The sequence below is a fragment of the Actinobaculum sp. 352 genome (assembly GCF_003957265.1).
Taxonomy (GTDB): Bacteria; Actinomycetota; Actinomycetes; order Actinomycetales; family Actinomycetaceae; genus Asp313.
Map to the genome: position 1 here is coordinate 18,802 of NZ_RQSN01000006.1, position 26,393 is coordinate 45,194.

Sequence of the window (26,393 nt, forward strand, 5' to 3'; positions counted from 1 at the left end):
CCGGGGCGGCGAGGACATTAACTCGCCGCCCCACTCAACGCCGGAAGCAGAAGAGAAGAAAGAAGGAATACATTAATGTCAAGCGAACTCATAACTCAGGCTCTCAGTACTGCTACCGAGACAAAGGCGATTGCCTTTGGTGACGATGTGCTGGGTGAAACCGGCCCCATGTTCACCGAGCTATTCCCCGGTGCACGTGTCCTCGTCGTTGCCGATGACAACACCTTTGCCGCAGCGGGTGAGCCTGTTGTCGCGTCACTGCGTGCGTCCGGCGTGGAATTCGCTGAGGATCCATACATTTTCCCCGGTACGCCCACCCTGTATGCCGGGTATGACAACGTGATCAAGCTGCGCGAGCATATGGCTCCGTTGGAGAACACCGTCGTGTGTTCCATCGGTTCCGGCACGTTGAACGACATCGCCAAACTCGCTTCTGGCGAGTTGAAGCGCCCCTACATGAACGTGTGTACTGCGGCTTCCGTGGACGGATACGCCTCCTTCGGAGCCTCCATCGCCAAGGATGGTTTCAAAATCACGCGTTCCTGCCCGGCGCCCGCTGGACTTGTTGCTGATATCGCCGTGATGGTTGACGCACCCAAGCGTCTGACCGCCACAGGCTATGGGGATCTCATTGAGAAGGTTCCCGCTGGTGCCGACTGGATTCTGGCGGACGCGTTGGGCGTGGAAGCCATCGACGAGTACACCTGGAATCTGGTGCAAGGGCCTTTGCGCGAGTCGCTTGCCGATCCTGCGGCCATCGGGGTCGGTGATCCGGAAGCCATCGAAGGTTTGGCTGAGGGATCGATTATGTCCGGTCTGGCCATGCAATCGCTGCAATCCTCCCGGCCGGCCTCGGGTGCAGGCCACCAGTTCTCCCACACCTGGGAGATGGAAGGACACGGCTTGGACTGGGAGCCACCGCTGTCGCACGGTTTCAAGGTCGGTATCGGCACGATCGCATCCTGCGCGCTGTGGGAGTTCTTCCTTTCGAAATCGGTGGAAGACTTCGACGTGGAGCGCGCGCTGGCAAGTGTGCGCACTCCAGAACAAGTGGAAGCGGAGGTTCGCTCCACACTCAAGCCGCAGATGCAGGATGAGGCGGTGAAGCACTCGCTGACTAAGCGTATAGAAGGCGACGCGCTACGTAAACGGATTGAGTTACTCAAGGAGGTCTGGCCCTCGCTGCGTGAGCGCTGCCAGGAACAGATCATGACACCACAGGAGGTGATGGACCGGCTGAAGACTGTCGGCGCTCCCTACCATCCGGAGCTGATCGATATTGATTGGGATCGCTTCCGCGAGACCCATCTCAAGGCGCGGATGATCCGGGATCGGTACACGGTGCTGGACATCCTGACGGATCTCGGCATGTTCGACGAGGCGGTCGAGTATCTGTTCTCACCCGAGGGCTTCTGGGGTCAACATCGGCACCCCGAGGCCTGACAACGAAATCATAAGGAGATATGTCAATGAGTGACAAGAAGTACCTGATCGGCATCGACTTCGGAACGCTGTCCGGTCGCGCTATCGTCGTCGACGCCGCCGACGGAACCCAGCTGGGCACAGCCGTCACGGAATACCCACACGCGGTTATGGACCGCACGCTAACTGCGGGTGACGGGCGCGAACTGCCCCCAGAGTTCGCCCTGCAGGACCCGGCCGACTATATGAAGGTGCTGGCGGAAGCGGTGCCCGGTGCGGTTAAGGATGCCGGTGTTGACCCGGCGGATATTGTGGGTATCGGCGTCGATGCCACCTCGGCCACGGTGTTCTTCACCGATGAGGACGGCACGCCTCTGTGCCAGAAGCCGGGCTTCGAGAACAATATTCACGCCTGGGTGAAGTTGTGGAAGCATCATGGTGCTCAGGACCAGGCGGATCGCCTAGTTCAGGTTGCAAAGGCACGCCGTGAGCCGTGGCTGGCACGCTATGGCGGCGTTCTTTCTTCAGAGCTGCTTCTGCCCAAGGTGCTAGAAGTCTTCGAGATGGCCCCCGAGGTGTACGAGGAAGCCGACGTTATCTGCAACCTTCTGGACTGGCTGACCTGGAAGATGACCGGCACCTTGACCCAAGCGGCCGGCGACTCCGGATACAAGCGCATGTATCAGGATGGCCAGTACCCCTCGCATGAGTACCTGGAGGCCGTCAAGCCGGGCTTCGGAAACGTCTTTGATGAGAAGATGTCGGCGCCTATCCTGCCGCTCGGTGGCAAGGTTGGTGGATTGACCGCTGAGATGGCAGAGCTCATGGGGTTGAAGGAAGGCACTGCGGTGGCTTCCGGCAACATTGACGCGCACGTCGTCGTCGCCGGTGCAAACGCTGTGCGCCCCGGACAGCTAACCGCCATTCTCGGCACCTCATCCTGCTATGTGGTCAATGGCGAGGAACTGCGGGATTGTCCGGGCGTGTTCGGCATTGTCGACGGCGGCGCCGTGGACGGCTACTGGGGATTCGAGGGCGGCCAGACAGCCGTGGGCGATATCTTCGCCTGGTTCATTGATACCCAGGTGCCCGGCGAATACTTCGATGAGGCGAAGAATCGCGGTATCTCGATCCATGACTTGCTGGTGGAGAAGGCGAAGAAGCAGAAGGTGGGTGAGCATGGGCTTGTTGCACTGGATTGGCAGAACGGCAACCGTTCCATCCTCGCGGATGCGCGCCTCTCTGGCATGGTGATTGGCCAGACACTGGTCACCCGGCCGGAGGATACCTACCGGGCGCTGCTGGAGGCCACGGCTTTCGGCTGCCGCGTTATCATCGACAACTTCGAAGAGCATGGCGTGAAAGTGGACGAGATCGTTGCCGCCGGTGGTCTTCTAAAGAATCAGTTCTACATGCAACTCCTGGCCGATATTACCCGGCGCCCCATCACAGTATCGGAGTCTGACCAGACGGGTGCCCTGGGATCGGCGGTGTTCGCAGCGGTGGCTGCGGGCGTGTATCCGGATGTGTTCGCGGCTGCCGATGCAATGGCGTCGGTGCGGAAGAATGCCTACGTGCCGACCCCGGAGAACTCCGAGCAGTACGACGGCCTGTACGAGATCTACAAGGAGCTGCATGACTTCTTCGGGCGTTACAACGGAGTCTCTCCGATGCACAGGCTGAAGAACATCCGTGACCGGGTCCGTGGGGGCCTGGCATGATCAAGCTGACTGACCTTTCTCCTGCTGTTCAGGAGGAAGTCCAGGAGGCCCGGGAGCGGGTAGCTTGGCTGCATGCCGAGCTACCCGAGAACGGACTGGTGGTGTGGACCGCAGGCAATGTGTCCGAACGTGTGGTCGGTGCTGATCTGTTCGTCATCAAACCCTCCGGGGTGCGCTACGACCAGCTCAGCGCGGACGTGATGGTGGTGTGCACATTGGATGGCGAAAAGATCGACGACGGAACTCCGGAGTCGCTGACGCCGTCGTCGGATACGGCTGCCCACGCCTACGTGTACCGGCATATGCCGGATGTAGGCGGTGTGGTCCACACCCATTCCACCTATGCGACAGCTTTCGCATCGCTGCATCGGCCCATCCCATGCGTGTTGACTATGATGGCGGATGAGTTTGGCGGCGAGATTCCGGTGGGACCATTCGCCATTATCGGCGATGACTCGATTGGACGAGGGATCGTGGAGACCTTGCGTTCTTCGCGCTCGCCCGCCGTGCTCATGGCTAATCATGGCCCGTTCACCATCGGGAAGAATGCCGAGGCGGCGGTCAAGGCTGCGGTGATGGTGGAAGAAGTTGCGCGTACGGTCGCCGTCGCCCAGCAGTTGGGCGAGCCGGTGCCCGTGGCGCAAGAACATATTGATGCACTGTATGACCGGTACCAGAACGTATACGGCCAGCACTGATACCTACAATTATGTGAAAGGAAAACGATGGCAAAAATTGCTGTGCTGGGGTCGGGAATTATGGCGACAGCCCTATCATTCCCGGCATCGGAGAATGGAAACGACGTTCGCCTCATCGGTACCTTCCTTGACCGGGAGATCATCGATTCGATCCAGAAGACGGGTATTCACCCAGACCTTGGCCTGAAGGTTAACGACACGGTTCGGGCCTACCAGCTGGAGGAGGCCCCCGAAGTGGTGGCCGACGCCGATATCGTGATGTGCGGCGTCAACTCCTTCGGTGTCGAGTGGGCGGGGGAGCAGTTGGCCAAGCTGCTGCATCCGGGCCAGAAGGTTCTAGTGGTCACCAAGGGTATGCGGGCCGACGACGACGGCACGATGCATATCATTCCGCATATCCTGCGCTCCTACCTCGACCCTGAGTTGGACAAGCAGATTTCCTGGAATGCGATTGTAGGCCCGTCCATTGCGGGCGAGCTGGCCGTTCACCATGACACCTGCGTGGTGTTCTGCGGTGAGAATAAGGAGGACCTGGAGTACCTGGCCGACCTCTACCGCACCGATTACTACCACGTGTGGACATCCACGGATTTCGTTGGGCATGAGACGGGTGCCGCCACGAAGAATGTGTACGCCTTCGCGGCCGGTTTTGCGCAGGGTATGCTGCGCAAGGCCGGTAAGGAGAACGACCGTTACGTCATGTACAACTATGGCGCCGCGGTGTTCGCGCAAGGGCAGAAGGAACTGCGGTCCTTCATCAAGCTGATGGGTGGCAATCCGGAGACCGGCGACGGCCTAGGCGGGGTGGGCGATATGTTCGTCACCTCGATGGGCGGGCGCAATGTGCGCGCCGGCGCCTTCGTGGGTGAGGGCATTCCTTTCTCCGACGTGCAGGAGCGCCTCATGAAGGGCGTGACCCTGGAAGGCGTGGCGGCTATCAAGGTGATTGGTAAGGCGCTTGGTCCGCTTACCGAGCGAGGCGTGATCGGCGAGGACGAGTACCCGCTGTGCCGCTTCCTCTACTCGGTGGTGGCGGAAGATGCGCCGCTGGAGATGCCGTGGGACAAGTTCTTCCGCGGCCTGGAGTAATGGCCGGAAGTAAGTGGCCTGAGTAAGCGGGATCCGCCGCAGTGGGCGGGATGTGCCGCTGTAGGTGAGGTTTGTTGCTGGCGGGGCTGCCTTCGGGTGGCCCCGCCAGTGTGTGTTGTGGTGGTTGGTAGGGCGGATGCCTGTGGTGGTGCGGGTGTGTCAAAATCCGGTCCAGCGTTCGGGTCGTGCTGCGGATTGTGCCCGTGGCGGGACGGACGTGTCCAAATCCCGTCCAAAGGGCGCATAACTGGATTGATTCCATTCTAGGAATGGCGGAATCATGCGGTTTTGGTGGAGCGGCTGAAGCTTGCGATTCCCGTTTGGACGGGATTTGGACACGAAAGCTGTCGGCGTGGCCAGCGAAAACAGGTGGCGGCGAGGAAGGTGACGACAGCGAGCTTGTACTGCAAGGAGTCTGAGCGGAATGCTGTAGCACTGATGACACGGAGTTAGTTATCGGGTGAGTCTACAGCACATGGCATGATTGAGGCATGGATGACTTCCAGGCAGTATCGACCAGTGAAGCCTATACGATTGCGCAATTGCGTGCGCTAGTGAAATCTGGTCGCCTGCGAGTTCCACAGTTTCAGCGCTCCTTCCGGTGGGATGCGAAGGATGTGCTGAGCCTTTTCGATTCGATTATGCGCGGCTATCCCTTCGGTAGCCTGTTGTTGTGGAAACGCGAGGCACCGGCTGAAAACTTGCGCATCGGCTCCTTGCACGTGCGGGCGCAGGAACGGCCCGACGCACTGTGGGTGGTGGATGGCCAACAGCGCGTCACTAGCTTGGTGAATGCTGTTGACCCCGAGGGAGCGCAGGATCCACGTTTTGCCCTCGGCTACTCCTTGCGTCGTCGTGAAGTGGTGAATGGCCGCTGGTTGGAGGACCCGTTGGCCATCCCGCTGCCGGATTTATTCGACTTCTCGCGGGCCTTTGCATGGTTGACGGACAATCCTGCTGCGGCTGACTACGCTGAGCATATCCAGGATGTGACGAGCAGGCTTAACCGCGTTACTGTCCCGGCGACAGTGATGGAGGATACCGACGAGAAGACTTTGCGTGAGGTGTTCGACAGGATCAATTCCCGTGGCAAGCGGCTGAATGCGGCCGAGATCTTCAATGCTATTCATGGAGGACCGGACGAAGGGGCTACAACCTCCGGTATTGCCGTTAGTGTCGATGCCCAGACTCGTTTTGGCGTGCTGGATGACAAAATCGTGGTGCAGGCGATTCTGGTGCGGCGCCATGCCGATATCACACGAGATGTTCACGGCGAGTTTTCAGATAGTCGACGGCGGGTAAGTGACTTTCCCGGCGAAAGCGAGGCGCAGGCGTACGAGGCGACTGAAGGTGCACTCGTCGAAGCGGCGCGCTTCCTGCAGGTGAAATGCGGCATTCCGCATGTAGTTTTTCTTCCTTTCCGTTTCCAGCTGCTAGTTCTCACGCGGTTCTTCGCGCTTTTCACCGAGCCGTCCGATCGTAACTTGGAACTTCTCTCCCGCTGGGTCTGGCGGACGAGTGTGGGTGCCGATGTGCTGGGGATCAGCGGTTCGCAGACTGACCTGCGCGATATGGCGGCGCGCGTGAGGCAAGGGAAAGAATCCGAATCGGTGCAGCGGTTGCTGGCGGCTGCTGATCTACAAGATGACCTCCACTTGCCGGATCTAACTGTTTTCCGCGCGACTCGCTCGGACAGCAAGATGATCATGGCGGCGTTGTGGAACCTTCATCCGGTAGACCTTCGTTCCAACGAACCCATCACCATTGAGGAGTTGTCGGAACAACTGGAGGGAGAGACGACACCGCGTGTTGTGCTGGCTGATTTGGTTCCACCTGCCTCCCTGGAAGCTGAGGAGCCCGTAGCCGCCACGAAGATGATATCTGTTATGGATCGGCGCGACGCGCTGAGCTTATTGGATAGCTCCAAGGACCTTGCATCGCTGCTGCTGGATGCCGAGATGATTGACCTCTTGCAGAACAACCGATTCTCCGAATTCGCCCGCCGCAGGGAGTACGCCTTGAAAGAGTACCTGGAGACCTTCTTGCGGGTGCGAACGGCGTGGGGGCAGGATGACACCCCGCCGCTGTCGGACTTTGTTTTCGACGACGGAGCTGAGTAATGAAAGAGGCTGTATACGCAGTGCTACTGCACGGCGAACATGTGGCTTCTATTCAGCGGCGGGACCGGTTCACCAAATTGGTGTTCGATCGGGACTATTGGGAGCGGCCCGAGCGCATGGTGCTCGGACGATGGTTCGAGGATCATCCGCGCAGGCAACCCCATGCTACCGATCAAGTACCGGCCTGGTTCTCGAATCTGCTACCCGAGGGGCGGTTGCGGGAAATCATCGCACGGGATCAAAAGGTTAACGTCCACCAGGAGATTGACCTGCTGGAACGGATCGGTGACGATCTTCCCGGCGCCGTCGCAGTAGTTTCGGACCCGGAGGCGACGGCCACCGCCGACATGTCTGATGTGGTAGAGAACGAAGAACCAGCACAGACAAGAGGGCTATTGCGCTTCTCGCTGGCGGGTATGGCGGTGAAGTTCTCACTTCGGGAGGAGGGCGACCGCATGACATTGCCTGCGCATGGGGAAGATGGTGATTGGATCGTCAAGATACCGAGTGTCTCCTATCCGAATCTGCCCGCAAACGAGCACACCGTTATGGGATTGGCCCGCAAGGTGGGAATCGACGTGCCGCAAACCATGTTGCGGACGCGAGACGCCATTGATGATCTTGGTCCGGGTGCTTGGGTTTCGGATGAGGATCAGGCGTATTCCATTCGTCGTTTTGACCGATCCGCTTCGGGACGCATTCACATAGAGGATTTCGCCCAAGTGCTTGGGAGGTACGGCGCAGGCGCGGGAAAATACCAGTCCAATATGGAAACTGTCGCTGGCTTGGCCTACCGCGGGCAGGACCACGTCTCATTGCAGGAGGTGGTGCGCCGCACCGTTTTCAACCTGCTCGTTGGCAACAACGATGCGCACTTGAAGAATTGGTCCCTGATCTATCCGGATGGTAGGCGTGCGCGGCTTTCACCCGCATATGATCTGGTGTGCACGGGAGTCTATTTGCCATCTGCTGAGAATCCCGAACTGGGGCTGCCCTTCTTCGGTGCACGACAACTGGAGGATGTCACCCGGGAACATTTCGCCGAGTTGCAGAAGAAACTCGCGGTTGGCACCGCGGATGTGCTCGACGTCGTCGATGACACGGTGGAGAGGTTCTTCGGTCTGCGAGAAGAGATTGATGCGGTTCCCAGCCCGGTGCGCGCTTGGATTACCGAGCGTATGGAGCAAACCGCGCATCGGTTGAGGCATTAGGCGATGCCGAGGCTGCGAGAGGTTCCGGTTCCGGCCGGGTTAGCCTCGTGGTCTTGCTGTATCGCAGCATTCGACCGTACACGTGACATACTCGCCTCCGGTGTGTCCCGGAAAACCTTGCAGATTCAGGTGCCGGACGAGTCTTCGCGTTTCTCGCGCAGTTGTCTAGAGATTTCGCCACAATGGTTGTTGCAAGAGGATACTCAGCGTAGAATCGCCTCAACGCTGGTTTGTTAGGTACACAATCCCGTACCACCGGTGTTGACTGAACTCAAGACAAAGGAGTGTGTGATAAAAGTTGGAAAACGGATTAAGTCCGTCGTTCTTGCTGTTGGATTAGTGCTCGGAACCGGCAGCGCCGCACTAGCCGAGCGACAGTACGCCAGCGGTGGCGAATGGGTTTATGGTAAGCGAGGTGTTGGCGTGGCATTCTCAGACTACTACCACGGCTCAAGATGCCATGGCTCGTCAATTACGCGAGAGGGTAAGATTCAGGCGAGATCTGCAGCAACAACCGCAGGAAAGTGGTCGCGTGCATCGAAGCAGGGCGCACCGTGGACCACTTACCGTTACCATTACCGTTTTGATCATTGCGGGTGAGGGTCTCCATCCTAATAAATAGATCAGACTACATGGTTCCCCGGAGGATTGTGCCCCATGTTGAAAAACGTACTTCGCCTACTAGCCACGCTCACGGCGCTGTTTGCCGCCGTGCTCAGCGTCATGCTGGTGACGTATGACAATGCGGCCTTTCCGCTGGGGACTTCCCGCAGTTTCAGCCAGGCGATAACCGGCAGTGATAAACCGAAAGACGTGTTGGTGGGTGAGCTCAATGACCTCGCCCACCAGCACGGCATTGCCATCTATCAACGGGCCATCAACGAAGAATCCACACAAAACGCGCAGGATCTCATTGCCTTCGGCTTGGGCGCGGACAACGTATCGGCCGAGGCTCCGTGGTTCGATCCGGCAACAGGCGGAGAAGTGGTGCCGTGGACGGAGCTGGGCGACCGCCCGTTCTCCGGCTATTTCATGATGACGGGCGGCGAAGCCGAAAAAGAAGCCGTTGCCGCCTGGGCGGAGAGCAACGGCATCGACCTGCAATGGGAAGAAAGCCGACACCTCCGCTCCTTCATCGGCTCTTTCACGCTCAACAACGGAATCGGCATGGTGGCACTGAGCGTGCTTGTCACCCTACTGGCATGCGTCATCGTCTGGTACGTGTCGCGGGCACGAAGCGGAGCCCTTCGCCTCCTGGCCGGAGTACCATTGCACCGCATTATCGGCCAAGATCTGCGCAGCATTTACGGCTTAGTACTCGTACCCTTGTGGCTGACCTGGTCGGCGTCGCTGGCGGTGGTCGCATGGCGCTACGGCACCACGCGCCTGCCGCTCTACGCCGCTTGGTCTGCCGGTGTACTCGGCGTGATGACGCTGGTGTTAGCGGTGGTGATTCTCGCTATCGCGCTATTGGGGAGACCCGATACTGACTCCCTCGCCAGGAGGACTCCGCCGCTGAGCTCTTTTGTCCACATGGGATGGGTGATTCGCGCCGCCGGTGTGCTAGTCGCCGTCGTCGTGATCCCCTATTCCGCCCAATACGTCACTTGGGCGCAAGAGGCCCAGAGCACCGTCACGGCATGGACGAACGCACGCAATGCGGTCACGGTCACCATGACCACCTTGATCGATGCCGAGTCCGGACGAGACGAGTACGAGCAACAGCTGGCTTCGTTTATCGACGACGCCGCGGCGAACGATCTTGCTGCCACCTCCGTGTTGCAGGACAGCTCATACCTACCGGAAGGAGCGCTGGAACCTTATGACGGGATTGCCGTCGTCGACGGGAACTTCCTCACCTTGGTGGGTGTTGAATCACCTGTGACCAACACTGATTTCACACCGGTGGATCGCGAAGCTCTGCCGCCAGGAATACGCGACGAGTATTTCGATCCGCGTAACGGCACATTGACAGGCTTTACCCGGCAGGGGCACGAGGGCGATCTTCGGCTGTACCAGTACCACGGGGAGAAGGGTGTCCCTGTTATCAGCGGTACCCTATCGGATGCCCAGAGCACCGACTTGCGAGGAAAACTCGTTGTCTACGTCGACGACGCCATGGAAACTTTCAAACCCGGCCTGCTGGAGTCGACCATTGTCAACGGGCAAACCGTATTCCGCGACGCCGCTGAGGTTCGCGCCTTGATCCACAAGTATTCGCTGGAACCGTATACCTCCTCTGTCGATAACGCTGCGGATCGCATGATCATTGCCGCACGTGAATACCGCAACCAGGCGCGTTTCGGTGTGTGCGCGGGAGTGCTTGGCGTTGCGGCTATCCTCATCGCCATGATTGAAGCGGCGCAGGTGTGGGCGGCAACGAGCCGCCGGCGCATCTTCGTGATGCATAGTGCCGGTACCTCGATTCCGCGTATTGCCCGCTGGCCGGTGATAAGGGAGGCCATCTTCATGGCACTGGCGGGGGTTGCCGCCATGGTGTTCTCGGCCGCCGTTCTGCATATCGGCGGATTTGGCATGGTGCTGCTGGTGTGCGGGATCGTGCTGGCAGCAACACTGGCAGCCGCTGTGGCTTACACCCTTGCTGCCCGCGGACAGTTCAGGCGGGCAATTGGCCGGAAGGATTGAGAATGAACGATGGGACCGACGCTGGGGAGTGCCTGGCTGGCTGTGGAGGCTGGGAAGGCCGAAGATCGGCGGGTAGAGGCCTTCGTCGCAAGGCAGGCCGGAATGGCTACGCGGGCCACCACCGTCACGCAGGACGTCATCGCCGGGCAGGCGATCCTGAACGGAACGAAAATGGCTCGGCTAGCGGCGGTCCGTCCTGAGATAGCGGGTGAATGCCTCATGCAGGTGACAGCCGAAAACCGGTGGCCGGTCCGCCTCGCGGCGGCTGGCGAATACAACGTCATCACCGTGCCACTCGAACCGGACAACAGTCCGCCCTGCTGTAGCGGGCGAATGACACGGCGAGTAGAAGCGAAGGGTACGCCGAGGAACAAACGTTGAGAGAGCGCGAGAACAAGGAGCAAAGCATATGATCCGGACAACTGACTTATCGATGAGTATCGCAGGGCGGCGGGTGTTTGAACCGTTGTCTTTGGAATGCCCAGCGGGTAGCGTAACTGCTCTGACCGGCGCCTCCGGGTCGGGTAAGACGACACTGCTGAATTGCTTGGGGCTGCTGCTGCGTCCCACCAAGGGGCGGATCAGTATCGACGATGAGGACGCCTCAGCGTGGTCGCCGCGTCGGCGTCGGCGTTTTTGGCAGGAGAAGGCTGCGTTCATCTACCAGGATTACGGCCTGATCGATGATGAAACGGTGGACTTTAATATCCGTTTCACCCGACCCCGTCCACTGCGCCGCCGTCCGCGGCCGGATCAACGCCTGACGGAAGTACTAACAACCGTTGGGCTGGCCGACCGCGCTGACGATCATGCGGCAGTGCTTTCCGGCGGGGAGAAACAGCGCGTCGGCATTGCGCGAGCCATCTACAAAGGAGCCAGCTATATCTTCGCAGATGAGCCCACCGCATCACTGGACGAGGGCAACCGGCAAAGGGTCGCCGAGTTACTGCTCGACTCTGCGGCTAACGGGGCCTGCGTCGTGCTGGCCACCCACGACGAGGAACTAGCTGCCCACGCCGACATCCGTTATCGGCTGGGGTAGCCAGCCGCTGTGGGCGGGATGAGTGGTTGTTTTCCGGGTGCGGGTGTGTCAAAATCCCGTCCAAACGACGCTAATCTGGATTGGTACCATTCTAGGAATGGCGGAATCGTGCGGATTCTGGCTGGTGTGCCGTTCGGTGCCGTTTCGTTTGGACGGGATTTGGACAGTGAGAATCAAGGTGACCCTTCGGCGCGGGGTGTGCTCCCCGGCGCGGGGTGTGCTCCGGGTGTGGACTGGCGGCGTGGCGCTTATCCCGGACACTGCCGTGTGCCCCTGGTGTGGGCCGCCGCCCTGGTTGTGCATCGGCGAGGCTGAGCGGCAGCGTTCGAGGTGCGCGCCGCCGCGACGAAACCCGTGCATGGACCCCTCCTGCACGTGGTGATACCCCGTTATTTCCGCCACGCATTGCCCAAGCGCCATGGGAGCCCTCCCGCATGTGGCAACATCGCATGGGAATATGCGCGCGGCGAAACATGATTCGCGCCCATGACCCCGTGCGATAATCGTACTATCGCGTCAAATGCGCAGTTCGCGGCCCGCGTATGTGGGAAGTGGTCAGTTGGCTCCGTGCCGAGCCGGGCACGGTCCGATCATGAACCCCCGGCAGGAAGCGGATGTTGCGCGGCGGCGTGGTAATGGCGTCGAATACGCCGTGTGCGATTCGGTCACCACGTAGGTGGCGACCGTCGTGTGAGTCGTGATGACCATGGCGATGCCGCATGAGCGGCAACCTGGTCATGGCGTGGCAACTCGTGGCAGCGCTCGACGCGATAGGTAACACGCAGACACTTCGAAGATGAAGGTAGGTTTTATGGCAGTGGATAACCCGCTCGTTATCGCCATCGATTCGTCGACGACGGCGACAAAGGCGATTGTGGTCGACACCGAAGGCAAGGTGCTCGCCCTCGGCAAACAGGACATCACTTTGCTCTCGCCCAGTCAGGGCTTCGGTGAACATGACCCGCGGCAGTGGTGGACATCCACCCGTGACGCTATCGCGGCCGCGCTTTCCCAACTCAACCCGACGGAAAAAGAGCGCGTTGCCGCGCTCGGCATCACACACCAACGCGAGACCTTCGCGCCCTTCACCGCAGATGGCACGCCCTTGCGCAACGGAATCCTCTGGCTTGATATTCGCGCCACGGAGCAAGTGCAGCGCTACGGCACGCCGGAGATTCACGCGTTGTCCGGACGCCCGGCCGATGTTACGCCCGGCCTGTACAAGATGGCATGGCTGAAGGAGCATGAGCCGGACTCACTGCGCAAGGCGGATAAGGTGACCACCGTATCGGCCTATCTCACCTTCTGCCTCACCGGCAGGTGGACGGATTCGGCGGCCTGCGTCGACTCCCTGAGCCTTTCCAATATCAGAACCCTCGACTACGACGACGGCCTCTTGGAGATCGCCGGCGTCACCCGGGCACAAATGCCGGATCTCGTGCAAGCCGGCGAGGTACTGGGAACACTGCTTCCCGGCATCGCCGAAGAATGGGGTATTGGCGAGATTCCGGTGATCGCCGGTTGTGGCGACGGGCAGGCCGCGGGAGTGGGTGCCGCCGCCGTTACTCCCGATATTGCCTTCCTGAACATGGGCACCGCAGTGGTGGCCGGAGTTCCCTCCACCGAATACCGCTATGAGAAGCTCTTCCGCACCGAGGCGGCCGGGGTGGCGGGCACCTACATACTTGAGTTGGTGCAGAACTCCGGCGCCTACCTTTCCACCTGGTACCGGCGCGCTTTTGGCAAGCCGGAATTGGAGGGTGCGCCCGATCCGGAACTGGAGGCGGTCGCTGCGGCGCGTGCGCCGGGCAGCGGAGGACTCATTACCATGCCCTACTGGGGTGCGGTGCAGTCGCCGCATTGGGATCCGCTGGCGCGCGGCGCCGTCGTCGGCTGGCGCGGAACGCATGGACGCGGCTCGATGTACCGCTCCATTCTTGAGGGAATCTGCCTCGAAATGGCGCGCTCGCTGCGCAAGTTGGAGGTCTCAACGGGTGTGCCGCTGCGCGAGGTGCGTGGCATGGGCGGCGGCATGCGCTCGCCACTGTGGCGGCAGATCATGACCGACGCGATCGGCCTGCCGATTACCGCGTGCCGGGAGGAGGAGATTTCCGCGCTCGGCGCGGCGATGATCGCCATGGCGTCTACCGGCGTGTACGGCGATAATCGGGTGGCAACGGCTGCTGAGCATATGGCCGGTTTCACCGATGTGACCGAGCCGGATATGCAGATGCATGAGATCTACCAGGAGCTGTCCGGCATTCAGGAGGGGCTCTACGAGAGTCTGCGTGAGACCAATGCGCGGCTGCACGATTTCGCCAACCGCTACCCGGACGCCGAACTGGCGGATGAGTGACGGTCGTCCGCCTGCCGGTTCGGCGACGACGTCGGGTCGGCAGGCGGGGATGATCTGCCGCTGCGGTTTGTGCTGCCGTCCGCGCACAAACCGCAGCGGCGGGGGCGCGGTACGTATTGGCACGGATGGCAATCGGCACAGATGCTTGTCTAGACGGGAGTTGACGCTGACGTGATAGGCGAGCAGATGGGTGGCGCGCGGCGCCTCTCGTCACGGGAAGCGCTACCGATCGCGATGGGAACCGGAGCTGGTACCGGACAACACGGGAATTGGCACAGGAACCGGAACCGCCACCGAGCAACACGACAACCGGAACCGCCACCGAGTAACACGACAACCGGAACCGCTACTGATCGGCACGGGAATTGGCGTGGGAACAGAGAACAATCCGCACGGGAACCGAAACCAACTCGACCCCAAACAGCTGCGAACGTGCAGACTTGCTACGGAAGATGCCGCCAATACGCGCCGACGCAGATGCCGATATGCGCTGTGGCCGTTGCTGCAGATGACACGAACACGCGTTGGCACCGATGCCAACGTACAAAGGCGCCACTACGGACGGCGCGCATACGCCGGTGCGATTCCAGGGGCATCGGCGTCCAACCGAAAGGAACAATAAATGACAACCGCATCCACTAGCGATCCTCTTGTGATCGCCATTGATTCGTCGACGACGGCGACCAAGGCCATCGTGGTCAACACCGAGGGAAAGGTGCTTGCCCTCGGCAAGCGGGACATCACCTTCCTCTCACCGAGTCAAGGCTTTGGTGAGCATGATCCGCGGCAATGGTGGACCTCCACCAATGAGGCGATTGGTGAGGCCGTCGCTAAGCTGACTGTGGCGGAGAAGGAGCGTATTGCCGCGCTCGGCATCACGCATCAGCGTGAGTCCTTTGCGCCGTTCACCACGGATGGCACGCCGCTGCGCAATGGCATTCTCTGGCTGGACATCCGGGCCGCTGACCAGATTCTGCGTTACGGCACACCAGAGATCCATGAACTGTCCGGCAAGCCAGCCGATGTGACACCGGCTATCTACAAGATGGCCTGGGTGAAAGAGCATGAGCCGGAAATGTGGGCATCGGCGGACAAGATCGCCGACGTCGCCGCATATCTGGCATTTTGCCTGACCGGGGAGTGGATCGATTCGGCGGCTTGCGCCGACTCGCTGGGCCTATTCGATATCGCCCGTCTCGACTACGACGATTCTCTGCTGGAGATCGCCGGTGTGCGGCGCGAGCAGATGGTGGATGTGAAGAATCCTGGTGAGACGCTGGGCTACGTGAAGCAGGAGATTCTTCGCGAGTGGGGGATCACGCAGGATGTTCCCGTCATCGCGGGCCTGGGCGACGGTCAGGCTGCCGGTATCGGTGCGGCCGCCGTCAGCCCGGATACCGCATACCTGAATATGGGCACCGCGGTTAATGCGGGAGTCTCGACTCCCGACTATCAGTGCGGGCAGGTCTTCCGCACACTGGCTGGCGGAATGCCGCATACCTACGTATTGGAGATTCTGCAGTCATCGGGTGCCTATCTGGCGTCGTGGTACCGCCGGGCATTGGGCGATCCCGAGTTGGCCGGAGCACCCGATCCGGAGTTGGAAGCCGTGGCTGCGGCACGGGTGCCGGGCAGTGGCGGGCTCATCACATTGCCGTACTGGAATGCGGTGCAGTCGCCGTACTGGGATCCGCTCGCGCGTGGCGCCGTCGTCGGCTGGCGGGGAACACACGGGCGCGGTTCCATGTACCGTTCGGTATTGGAGGGCATCTGCTTGGAGATGGCGCGTTCGCTGCGCGAGCTCGCCAAGGCCACCGGTGTGCCGCTCACGCAGGTGCGCGCCATGGGTGGCGGGTTGCGCTCGCCGCTGTGGCGGCAGATCATGACCGACGCGATCGGCCTGCCGATTACCGCCTGCCAGGAAGAGGAGATCTCTGCGCTGGGTGCCGCCGTGGTGGCAATGTCCTCCACCGGCGTGTTTGGAGATACCGAAGTGGCTACCGCCGCCGAGCATATGGCGGCCTTCACCGACGTGACCGAGCCGGATCCGCAGGCGCACGCGATTTACAACGAGTTGGGTGAGATTCAAGGCCGCCTGTACGACGACCTGCGTGAAACCAATTCGCTGCTGCACCGTTTTGCCGAGCGGTACCCGGATGCCGAATTGGCCGACGAAGGATAAAGACGACGTCGGCGGCGCCGATACTGGTGGTGTGCGGCGCTGCCGGCGTTCCCGGTACTCTCAGTGCGTAGTGCACTTGGTGCGGCGATGCGGCGCAGGGTGTTTGTGCGACGGCGGAGTGGTGCCGCGTTTTGTGACACGGCAATGCATCGCCGCGTTTGTGACACAGCTGTGTAACGCAGCGTTTGTGGCACGGCAATGTGGTGCAACGTTCGTGAGACCGCAGAGTGGTGTAGCCGCTCGGGCAATGCCTCCTGACGATCCGACGCAGGGAAGGGAAGTCGTCGAAGCAATGAGCACAGGATTCAAGAAGTCAGCACTGAAAGGGTTGATATTCCAAGAGCGGTAATCACAGGATCGGCAGTGGAAGAGCCGGGATTCAAGGACGAGACTCATACTCATTGGAAAGGAACACGAACAACATGCCTTCTATTGCAATACTCGGTGCGGGCGCCATGGGATCGGCCCTGGCCAATGCCATGGCGCGGGCCGACTGGACGGTGAACCTATGGGGAACCTGGCTGGACGACCATCTTATTGACGCCATCGAAGCAGGTACCCCGCATCCGCGCATCAATGTGGTGATCTCGGAGAAGGTGAATGCCTTCCGCTGCGCCGAACTGGAGGAGGCGCTCGACGGCGTCGACGTCGTCGTGATTGCCGTCGCGTCGGTTGGCGTCCCCAAGATCACCGAAATGGCTCTGGACGGGATCACTAAGGCGAAGGCCCTCTGGCTGACATCAAAGGGCTTTATGCCGCGCGATGGCAAGATCATGCTGCTACCTGATGGCATCCGGTCCATTGCCGCGGCAGCCGGGCACGAGTTACCGCCCATCGTGGCGATTGCCGGGCCGGTGAAGGCCAACGAATGTGCGGCCGCCGAGCCGACTGCCACGATTTTCGGTAGTCGCGATCTGGGCGTGGCCACCGAATATGCTCGCCTCGCCCGCTCTGACCGGTACCGGATTGAGCCGTCCGGTGACGAAGTCGGCGTGGAGGTCTGTGCTCCCATGAAGAACGTCTACGCCATCATGCTCGGGATCGCGGATGGTTTGGAGGAGAAGACCGGCCACCCGCACCACAATTTGAAGGCGGCGACCTTCACGCAGGCGGTGCGCGAGATGTCGCTGCTCGCCGGTGCGCTGGGCGCCGATCCCGCCACGCCATATGGGCTTCCCGGTGTGGGGGATCTGGAGGTTACCGGTTTGTCCGGGCGGAACAAGGTCTACGGCATGCGCATCGGACGTGGCGAGGGAGCGAAGGCCGCGCTGCGCACCATGGAAGAACTGGAACAGACGGTGGAAGGCGTGCCCGCGCTGCCGCTGGCGGTGTCCTTGGTGGAGCAGTCGGCGCCGCAGATTCGCGAGCAGATGCCGTTGCTGTACGCCGCGCAGAAGATTGTGCACGAGGAGGCGCCGGACTACCTGGACCTGCTGATCGAGGCGGTGTTGCCGACGCAGCCGTAGAGGCGAGGTTCGCTCAATCGCAGCCCTTGCGTACTGCTCCTAATTCTCCGGGTTTTTGGCAGTTCTCCGGGTTATTCGCGGAGTTTTGCGGAAAACCCGGAGAATTTGTCTCTGCTCGTCTGGCAAGGGGGTGTTGCGGAGAGAGTTGGTTGTGAGCGGTGCTCTGGTTGTTGGTCGTGGGAGGGGCGGTCGGTAGTGGTTTGGTTGTCGGTAGTGGTTTGGTTGTCGGTCGTGGGAAGGGCGGTCGGTAGAGGTCGGATGGTCAGTAGCGGTCTGGTATCAGTAACGTGGATGCACCAGTAGCGAAGGTGACATAGTCATCCTAGTGTTCCGTACCAAGGTCGCAGGTTGTTGTCCGCTACGAACACCCGTCCTGCTTCGTCGCCCGAGCGTTCCGTACCTAGGGCCGCAGGGGCGCAACCAAGCAAACAAACCAGCTTCGGCGTTTTCCCTTGATATGGCGGTGCGGACGTCCTAACCTCAAGCTAATTGGAAATCGCTTGACTCTTCAGAAAGACCTGGAGGACCTATGTGGCATCGTTGCGCTTTTGGCGCGCTCACCCTAAGCTCTCAATGCCTCGGCACACCTGTTGGCAGCGCCTTGCGCATCCCTGCGGAGTGGTAGTGGCGATGGCATATCGGTCCCCTCGAAAACAGGGAGCAGAGCATACTGATGCCCGGGCCGCGAATCGAGCTGCGGAGCTCGGTGACACTGCGGGTGCAAAGCTCGCCAGCACCTCACCGGTTGAATCAACCGGTACAGCCGGTTCGCGCGCCGTCGAGTCTGCCGGACCGCGCCGCGTGAAGGCGCCGGGTGCCCGTTTGGCCACCTCGCTCAGTGAGTTTGGGTATCGCTCCCGTCCTCGCCATCTTGGGCGTTTCGGCCCACTCGGCATGGTCATCGCGACGGTATGCGTCGTGCTTGCCGACTTTGGTGCGGGTCTGATTACTGCCGTGTACGACGGTGTTACGGCCCGCGATGTGGCTCGGATGCCTGTTACCAATGAAGAAGCATCAGACCCGCCGTTGTTATACGGTGCGATTCACGACCGGTTGATCACCACCGGTGAGGAGATCTCCATCGTTTACGTGATCCCGCGAACAGCAGATGCACCTACGCCATCCGGTGTTGACGCCTGGCCTGGCGAAGGCGAAGTGCTTCTCTCACCTGCATTAGCGGAGACTGGCCGAGACGAAGGTATTGCCACTCGTTATGGTACCGTCGTCGGCGAAATCGGTTCCGACGGGCTTGCGTCTCCGACAGAGAAATTGGCCTACATCCACCCGCGCCACGAAATTGCCGATACCGAGAACGACTATATGTACCAAGTGTTTGGCTTCGGTGCTCGTAGCAATGGTGGTTGGCTTGCGGACGCGGTAGAGCGCGAACCGCTTCTCAACTTCTTGCTGGCGTATTCATTTACCGTTGGTCTCGGAGCCTTTCTTCTTGCCTGGGTAGCGGTCCGGATAGGCCTGGCGGAGCGCCGGGCAGACACTACTGCCTTGCTGACGTTGGGGGCGACTACGCGTGAGCGCATTCTGTGGCAGGCAGGAAAAGTATGGCGTCCGCTGACACTTGGAACCATACTTGGAATCGCTTGTTGTATTCTGTGGTTCATAGTGGATATCGACCTGCCCGGGCGAGACTTTATCGCGCAGGCGCGAGATGTGCGTGCCGCGTCGCCGAAGATCGCAATTCTAACTCTGGGTGCCGTGCTCTTGTTCAGCGCCTGGGTGCTCCTTCTCTCGGCGCATCGTCCGCGTGCGTTCCAGCAGAACCGGCCGGTGGACAGGCCCGTCTCTTTCAGCGGGAGCCGCGCCATCGCTTGCCTCGTATTCGCTGCCGTGGCAGCCGGTATGCTCATCTTGGCGAATAAGGCCGGGAGCGTCATTTTCGTCTTCGGCTTCGTGGTTTTTCTTGTAGCGGTACTGTCGACTCAACGTGACTTGCTTGGGATGATCCTGGCTTGGTGTGCCATCCTTGTCAGGAGACGGGGCCACGCGAAGAACGATGCAGGACGTGTTATCGGGGCGGCTGGACTGAGTGCAAATGCGCGTGCTGTTTCGGGTGCGGCGGTAGTCCTTTCTTCTATCCTCATCATCGCCAGTCAGACGTTTATGGTTGTCAACCAGCTGGATGAGCTAGCCGCCGAAAGCAGAGACGAATTCAGTTCTCTTGAAGGCCGGGTCATCCACATCGCGCCGATGCCGGGCGCCGATACCAGTCAAACACCTACGCTTCTCGACTCTCTTGAGAACTCCTCTCCCGGCGTGAGAGTGCTTATTAGCCGCCAAATCAACAACGAGGACGGCAGTTTATCTCTTGCTCTATCGGCAAGCGATGATTCCTTGGCATCGGTAACTGCCGGTGACCTGGAGGGAACCGATGAAGTGGTTGCCGATTACATTGCTTGGCTTACTGGCGGTGATCTCAACACCCTGCAGATAGTTCCCTATTCCGAAATGCGTGACGGTATCGGTCGCGATTATGACAACTGGGACATTCAATACGAGTACGGCGTGCTGGCCGTACCGGGGCAGGTGATCGATGAGATCAAGGTGGAGGACAGCGTCGCGGCACACACAGCGCCGATGTGGCCGATCCACCAACCTGGAGGTAACGTTGTCTCCAGTGCGGCGCGGCAAGTCGGGTGGCTGGTCTGGTTGGGTGTTATCGGCCTGGCATTTGCGCTGTGTGGCGTTCTTGTCCAATTGACTCAAGACACGGCGGTGACGGCGCGGCGGCTGGCGCCGACCACGATACTGGCTGGATCGCCCGGTATGTTGCGGAAGGTCTGCATTATTCGTGTGTGCATGCCCCCGCTGATCAGCATGGGGATAGGGCTGCTATTCTCCATAGCCTTCTGCTCGGCTTTTGCCATGAATATGTCGCAGGTTGTCTCCCGGCTGATCCCCTTCGCAATCGCCGCCTGTGTGGTTGCTGCGGTGATTGTCTTCTTTGGTTGGCTATCCGCTCTGTACTCATCTCGTCGCGCCTTGAATACATGGAAGGTAGGTTCCCGATGATTCTGACCGTTGAGAATGTTTCCTGCACGGTTCCGTCCAGAACCCTGTTCTCCGGGCTGTCACTGAGTGTGGAGGGCGGGCAGAGCCTGGCGGTGGTGGGGCCATCCGGTTCTGGGAAGTCCACCTTGCTCGCGGCCATTCTTGGCATGACCCACCCGAGCAAGGGGCGTATCGAGGTCGCTGGGGAAGAGATCTCCTCGGCCAAGCCGGCGCAGGCTGCGCAAATCCGCCGCGAGCATATCGGGGTGGTCTTCCAAGACGGCGAGTTGTTGCCCGAGTTGACTGCAGCGGAGAATATCGCCGTCGCCCTCATGCTCAACCAGCCGGGCGGTAAGGAACCGCGTATCGAGAAGGCGCGCAAACTGTTGGAGGAGGTTGGCGTTCCTGCCGATACTCGGGCCGCTGACCTTTCCGGCGGAGAGCGGCAGCGTACCGCTCTGGTGCGCGCCCTGGCGACGGATCCGGAACTCGTTCTTGCGGACGAACCCACCGGATCGCTGGATACGATCACCCGCGACGCCGTCGCCGAGCAGTTGTTCGCCACTGTACGCGAGCGCGGTGCGGCGTTGCTCGTCGTTACTCACGATCCGACGGTTGCCGCGCGGGCCGACGCCACGCTTGATCTTGCGGCATACACCGCATAGGTGGATCGCCGCCGGAACCGCATACGGCATATAAACCGCATACAACATATAAAGGGTGCGCGTGGAGGTTGACCGCGCAAGAATCAGGCGCTTTACCAGGCTCTTAACGCCCCGCCTTTGCGCGCTGCTCCCGATTCTCCGGGTTTTTGGCAGTCTTCCGGGTTATTCGCGGAGTCTTGCGGAAAAGCCGGAGAAAAACCATAGCCTACGAAACGTATGCGGCACCCGGCCTGGTACCAGAGCCAGCCGCCGAGCCCGGCGAGGAATATCACCAAGGATGGCGCGGAGTCTGTAACGGGTTGCCGGAGACTCGCACTTCTGCCGAGGGCGAGGCGCCGCGTCCGCAGCAGGCAATGCTGGAGGTATACGCCCACAGCACGCAACGTATGCGCCCAAGCTCTACACGCGCAGCGCACAACGCCTGCACCCGAGACACACGCCCAAGAACTACGCATGCGGTGAACATGCGTGTCCCCTCTAGTACACTAGAGGGGACATCCGAGAGTTACTGGCACGAACACCCAAACTGTGGAGATCAGCGCACCGCAGTCCCGGCGCGCTCGGCTTGCTCCACCAACTCGGCCCCACCCAGACCCAGCGCGGCGTGGATCAGCTGCACGGGGTGAATAACTTCCGCGCCACTGCCCTTGCGGATCTGCCAGCGGCAGGTCTCCGTCTCGCAGGCGGCCAGATTGGGGTTAGTGCTGCGAACCATGTCGAAGAGCGGACGGCCCACCCGCTGGGCAACCTCGTACTTCTCCTTCTTCAGGCCATAGGTTCCGGCGATGCCGCAGCAGCCACGCCCGGACTCAATCACCGTGACCCCCGGGATGGCCTCCATCAGCTCAATGGCGGGCTTGCCAATGCCCTGCGATTTCACCTGGCACGGCTGGTGGTAAGGAATGACCGCGTTAATCCTGCGCAGATCCCCCACCGGGAACTCGCCCTTGTGTAGAAGCTCCACCAAGAACTCGGAGGTTTCCACCATCCGGGAGCCTACATCGAGTAACTCCGAGTCCTCGAGACCCATGATCTCGTGGGCCTCGTGGCGCATCATGCCGGCACAGGAACCCGACGACGATATGATCGTGAGGTCTTCGCCGGCCGCACGCAACTGGTTCGCCAGTTTGCGAACCTTCTTGGCCGCGCTGTCAAACAGTCCGTTGGACTGGAAAGCGAGGCCACAGCAGCCCTGCGGCGGCACGATCACCTCGTATCCCAGGTATTCCAGCACTTCAACCGTGGCCTTGGAAGTCTCGACTTCGAAGTAGCCGCCCGCGCAGCCGTGGAAGAACACGAGAGGGCCGCGGGTCGGGGCGGCGACCGGCGTATGCCGTTTGAACCAGTGCTGGAAGCTATGCCGCTGCGCCTTGGGCATCGGCGCATCCTCGTGTACGCCGACGACGGCGGAAACAACCTTGCGAATCGGTCGATTCTTCAGAGCCGCATTGGCAATCGGTGCGAAGGGCGTCAGCAGCTTGCCCTCCAGTTCCGTCTGCGTAATCAGGCGGTCACGCAAAGGCATATGGTTGGCCTTCATCACCGCGCGAGCCTGCGCGTTGATCTCGGCGATCTTCACTCCCTGCGGGCACACGGTGGAACAAATCGAGCAGCCGGAGCAGTAGTCAAGCGAGTAGTCCACAGACTCTCCGTGCCGCAGCCTTTCCGCCTGCGGTCCTACATACTTCGGCCCAGGGAACAGCGGGGTCGCCTCCGCCACCGGGCACTGTGTTTCGCAGATCGTGCATTTGACGCACTGGTCGAGGCTGGCCCGTGCCAACGATGCGCGGGCGTTGTCGAGGGCTGTCATGCGTCGCTCCTTTGCATAGCGGCGACGGCCTGCGCGGCGCTTCCAAGCGCAATACCCTCGCCAGATTTCTCATGGGCACGTTGGGCACCGGCGAGCATGCCGCCCACCGCGTGCACATTCGTGTAGACGGGACGGTCGCCATCCAGCGGCCGCATATCGGCGTCAACGGCCAAACCGGCAGCAAACAGCGGCTGCCGCTGGCCCAGATAGTCGCCGTGCACAGGATTCTCCGCGCCGACGACGGGCAGCGAGAATACGGTATCCGAGAGCTCGCCGTAGGAATCGTACAGCAGGGCGCCTGAATCGAGACCGCCACCGGCGTAGACGACGTGATCCGCAGGCAGTTCCTTCACCGATCCCGCCACCTGCACCTTCACAGCGCTCACACGGTCACCGGAGGTCACCGCACCAACTGCCTTGCCGTTTAAGAACATGCGAATGCGCATATCGACGCAGGCCTGGCGCAGTTTTTCGTTCATTTGCAGACCGGAGATGGACGGCGGCGCCGTCGGGATCTGGAATACCGGATGCCCGGCGGCCTGCTCGATCCGTGCGGCGGCATCCTCGCGGGCGACAGCGGCAATACCGATGCGCTCGCCTTCCTGTGCCAATTCTCCCAGTCGCTTTCCAAGTGACTCGGCGGCGGCCGGATCGGCGAGCATCCGCGAGTAGGGAAGCGACGTATCCCCGGATGCTACGAGCTCAAGCACTTCGGCGCGGGCCTCGACACCCTGACTGCGTAGATTCTCTGCCGCAAGGAGTGGATAGAAGTCCTTCAGACCGCTGAACCCGACCAGCAGGTAGCGGGCGCCGTCGTCGACACTTCCGGCCGCCATGGATGCGGGGAAGAAACTCGTGCGGCGCAGCGCGCCCAATGCGGTGGGAAGAACCGTGGTCTCTTCCAGGCTGCCCTGCAGCGGAACAATCTCCATGAAGGCCGCGCAGCCGGCACGCAATGACTCCTCGGTGATGACGGTGTAGGGGTGACCTGCGGGTAGTTTACCGATCATCTCAAGCGGCCGCGGAGCCCCGAATATGTCAAGCGTGCCCTGGCCGAGTTGCAACCCTCCGAAGCCGACGGTCACCACGGTGACATCCTCGCCGACCTTGCGTGCCATAATCGCCGCAGTAAGCCCGGCAATGCCTGCCCCAATGACTACGGTTGTCATGTCACTTCCCCTCTCCGCTCGAGTTTGCGGTACTGGTTCCACTGGCGGAGTCCGTGCTCTGAGTGTCTCCAGTGCTGGCCGCCGGGTTTGGGCCCGGCGATGGATACGGCGTAGCAGATACAAGCTCGGCACCGGCGGGTAGATCCGTTACCGGGAGCGCATCAATGCTGTATGTGCCTTGGTAAATCCACTCGTCCAGCGAGGCCTCGCGCGCCTGCGCTCCGGAAAGAATGGGGTAGATGCCGTTCCACCGGTTCTTCAAGAACAGGCGCAGCAGTTCCGTGCTCTGCGCCGCGCTCCAACAACCGGACTCGTGCGCAATTCCGGCGGTGCGCGAGGCACAGAACCCGCCTTGGCATGGTCCCATTCCGATGCGGAGTTGGCGGCGTAGATCGTCGAAGGTGGCAGTTGGCTGTGCCGCGAGAAGATCCGTGATCATCGACTTGGTGACAAGCTCGCATTCGCAGATTACCGGGTCTGGATCGGGCAGACCGTGGGAGGCCTTCTTTGCCTTCTCCACCTCGCCTAGGCGGTGCGTGACCTTGTACGTCGAGCCGGTGGCAACCGCTTCGTCGGCGGTGCGGCAGGGGCGATTCTCGCCCAGCACTTGGCATACCGCATCCATGGTGCGGGCGGCCATGAGCCGGTAAGTGGTCAGTTTGCCTCCGGCTACGGTCACTAGGCCGCGCACATCATGGGTGATAACACTCATATTGCGCGACATATGCCGGGTGTCATCGGCGCTGACTCGCCGATCCTTCAGAAGCGGCCGAGCGCCCGCCCACGCATGCAAGGCACGGGCCTGGCGGAAGCCGGGGATCAATTGTTCTCCGGCGTCAAGCATCTGCTGGACCTCGGCGGGCTCGATTGCCAACCGGTCGGGATCGGAGGCACGGGCGTCGGTGGTACCGATAATCGACACGGTGTGCACGGGGACCAGGATGTCGCCGTCGGCCGGGTAAACACAGCGGTTAACAACCCGGTTCACCAGGCGATGGTTCATGGCGATCATAATGCCGCGGCCGGGAACGACCTCGACATCCTGCTCACCGGCAAGCTCGGCGATCTTTCCGGCCCACGGCCCGGCAGCGTTAACAACGGCCCGGCAGTCAATGGTGACGTCCTCACCGGTTTTATCGCCATGGCAGATGACCGCGGCGACGGCGCCGTCGCGCACCTCAATACCAGTGACGCGGTGATAGGTGAGCACCTGCGCTCCATATTGGCGGGCGGAGTCGGCGGCTCCCCACACCATCCGCCATCCGTCAACGGTGCCATCATGCACCTCGAAGGCGCGGAAGATCTGCGGGTTGAGGCGTGGCTCCCGGCGCAGTGCCTCGGCCACCGTGATCTCGGAGGTGGGAACGCCGGTGGCCTCGGCCCCGGCAAGAAAACGGTCAGGATAGGATTCGTCGTCACCGGCGACGGCGACGAAGAGGCCACCGGTTGCCTCGACAGCGTCGGGGTGAATGCGGGTGAGGATGGCGTTCTCCTCGGCACACTCGGTGGCTGACTCGGGATCGGATACCACGTAGCGTCCTCCGGAATGGAGTAGACCGTGGTATCGGCCCGTCGTGCCCTGGCCCAGATCAACTCTTTCGACCAGGATTGCTGAAAGGCCGCGCATTGCGGCATCGCGGAGCACGCCAACGCCGGTGGCTCCACCGCCAATGACAACGACATCGCAAGAAAGCTTCGTGCCAGACATATCTCAAGGTTATAAGGTGCAGGTATTCGGTGTGGCTGGAGTGACAATGTGCGTTGGTGCAATGTCGCGGCGGGAAACCGTG

18 protein-coding genes are annotated in these 26,393 nt (G+C 61.0%); 15 read left to right on the top strand and 3 right to left on the bottom strand.

The window, feature by feature from the left end:
* The first annotated feature begins 75 nt into the window (after positions 1 to 75).
* From EKN07_RS07355 to EKN07_RS07425, 15 genes are all read left to right on the top strand, one after another.
* On the top strand, positions 76 to 1,443 hold the full coding sequence (locus tag EKN07_RS07355; RefSeq protein ID WP_108716199.1) for a sn-glycerol-1-phosphate dehydrogenase: 1,368 nt from the start codon (positions 76 to 78) through the stop codon (positions 1,441 to 1,443).
* Positions 1,444 to 1,469: 26 nt separating this feature from the next.
* Entirely contained in the window at positions 1,470 to 3,143 is a 1,674-nt protein-coding gene (locus tag EKN07_RS07360) for a ribulokinase (RefSeq protein WP_108716198.1), read from the top strand.
* Positions 3,140 to 3,841: an L-ribulose-5-phosphate 4-epimerase gene (locus EKN07_RS07365; RefSeq protein ID WP_108716197.1), complete on the top strand. Its 702-nt coding sequence runs from the start codon at positions 3,140 to 3,142 to the stop codon at positions 3,839 to 3,841. Before EKN07_RS07360 ends, EKN07_RS07365 begins: the two co-directional genes overlap by 4 nt.
* Before the next feature lie 27 nt (positions 3,842 to 3,868).
* Entirely contained in the window at positions 3,869 to 4,930 is a 1,062-nt protein-coding gene (locus tag EKN07_RS07370) for a 2-dehydropantoate 2-reductase N-terminal domain-containing protein (RefSeq protein WP_108716196.1), read from the top strand.
* Positions 4,931 to 5,421: 491 nt separating this feature from the next.
* Positions 5,422 to 7,050, top strand: coding sequence for a DUF262 domain-containing protein (locus EKN07_RS07375; protein ID WP_126146056.1), 1,629 nt, complete (start codon positions 5,422 to 5,424; stop codon positions 7,048 to 7,050).
* A complete protein-coding gene (locus tag EKN07_RS07380; protein ID WP_108716195.1) occupies positions 7,050 to 8,261 on the top strand; it encodes a HipA domain-containing protein in 1,212 nt (403 codons plus the stop codon). Before EKN07_RS07375 ends, EKN07_RS07380 begins: the two co-directional genes overlap by 1 nt.
* A gap of 657 nt (positions 8,262 to 8,918) precedes the next feature.
* Complete coding sequence (locus EKN07_RS07390) at positions 8,919 to 10,907, top strand: hypothetical protein (RefSeq protein ID WP_126146058.1); 1,989 nt, start codon at positions 8,919 to 8,921, stop codon at positions 10,905 to 10,907.
* Positions 10,908 to 10,916: 9 nt separating this feature from the next.
* Positions 10,917 to 11,288, top strand: coding sequence for a hypothetical protein (locus tag EKN07_RS07395; RefSeq protein ID WP_108716192.1), 372 nt, complete (start codon positions 10,917 to 10,919; stop codon positions 11,286 to 11,288).
* Between the two features lie 28 nt (positions 11,289 to 11,316).
* Positions 11,317 to 11,949 carry an ATP-binding cassette domain-containing protein gene (locus EKN07_RS07400; RefSeq protein WP_126146059.1) on the top strand — a complete coding sequence of 211 codons (633 nt, stop codon included), beginning with the start codon at positions 11,317 to 11,319 and terminating at the stop codon, positions 11,947 to 11,949.
* 520 nt (positions 11,950 to 12,469) lie between these two features.
* Positions 12,470 to 12,625, top strand: coding sequence for a hypothetical protein (locus EKN07_RS12865; RefSeq protein WP_206435696.1), 156 nt, complete (start codon positions 12,470 to 12,472; stop codon positions 12,623 to 12,625).
* A 120-nt stretch (positions 12,626 to 12,745) separates the two neighbouring features.
* Positions 12,746 to 14,305, top strand: coding sequence for an FGGY-family carbohydrate kinase (locus EKN07_RS07405; RefSeq protein ID WP_126146060.1), 1,560 nt, complete (start codon positions 12,746 to 12,748; stop codon positions 14,303 to 14,305).
* 622 nt (positions 14,306 to 14,927) lie between these two features.
* A complete protein-coding gene (locus tag EKN07_RS07410; protein WP_126146061.1) occupies positions 14,928 to 16,487 on the top strand; it encodes an FGGY family carbohydrate kinase in 1,560 nt (519 codons plus the stop codon).
* 422 nt (positions 16,488 to 16,909) lie between these two features.
* On the top strand, positions 16,910 to 17,953 hold the full coding sequence (locus EKN07_RS07415) for an NAD(P)-binding domain-containing protein (protein WP_126146062.1): 1,044 nt from the start codon (positions 16,910 to 16,912) through the stop codon (positions 17,951 to 17,953).
* A gap of 630 nt (positions 17,954 to 18,583) precedes the next feature.
* Positions 18,584 to 20,980, top strand: a complete 2,397-nt coding sequence (locus tag EKN07_RS07420) for a hypothetical protein (RefSeq protein WP_126146063.1) — start codon at positions 18,584 to 18,586, stop codon at positions 20,978 to 20,980.
* Positions 20,977 to 21,624 carry an ABC transporter ATP-binding protein gene (locus EKN07_RS07425; protein ID WP_206435697.1) on the top strand — a complete coding sequence of 216 codons (648 nt, stop codon included), beginning with the start codon at positions 20,977 to 20,979 and terminating at the stop codon, positions 21,622 to 21,624. The genes EKN07_RS07420 and EKN07_RS07425 overlap by 4 nt, the downstream gene beginning before the upstream one ends.
* 535 nt (positions 21,625 to 22,159) lie before the next feature.
* On the opposite strand, the gene EKN07_RS07430 is transcribed toward EKN07_RS07425, so the two are convergent.
* From EKN07_RS07430 to glpA, 3 genes are read right to left on the bottom strand one after another with little or no spacing between them, the layout of a single operon-like run.
* Positions 22,160 to 23,434 (bottom strand): anaerobic glycerol-3-phosphate dehydrogenase subunit C, encoded by a 1,275-nt coding sequence (locus tag EKN07_RS07430; RefSeq protein ID WP_108716185.1) that lies wholly within the window; start codon positions 23,432 to 23,434, stop codon positions 22,160 to 22,162.
* Entirely contained in the window at positions 23,431 to 24,603 is a 1,173-nt protein-coding gene (locus EKN07_RS07435) for an FAD-binding protein (RefSeq protein ID WP_108716184.1), read from the bottom strand. Before EKN07_RS07435 ends, EKN07_RS07430 begins: the two co-directional genes overlap by 4 nt.
* A gap of 1 nt (position 24,604) precedes the next feature.
* On the bottom strand, positions 24,605 to 26,311 hold the full coding sequence (gene glpA / locus EKN07_RS07440) for an anaerobic glycerol-3-phosphate dehydrogenase subunit GlpA (RefSeq protein ID WP_108716183.1): 1,707 nt from the start codon (positions 26,309 to 26,311) through the stop codon (positions 24,605 to 24,607).
* Positions 26,312 to 26,393: the final 82 nt, after the last annotated feature.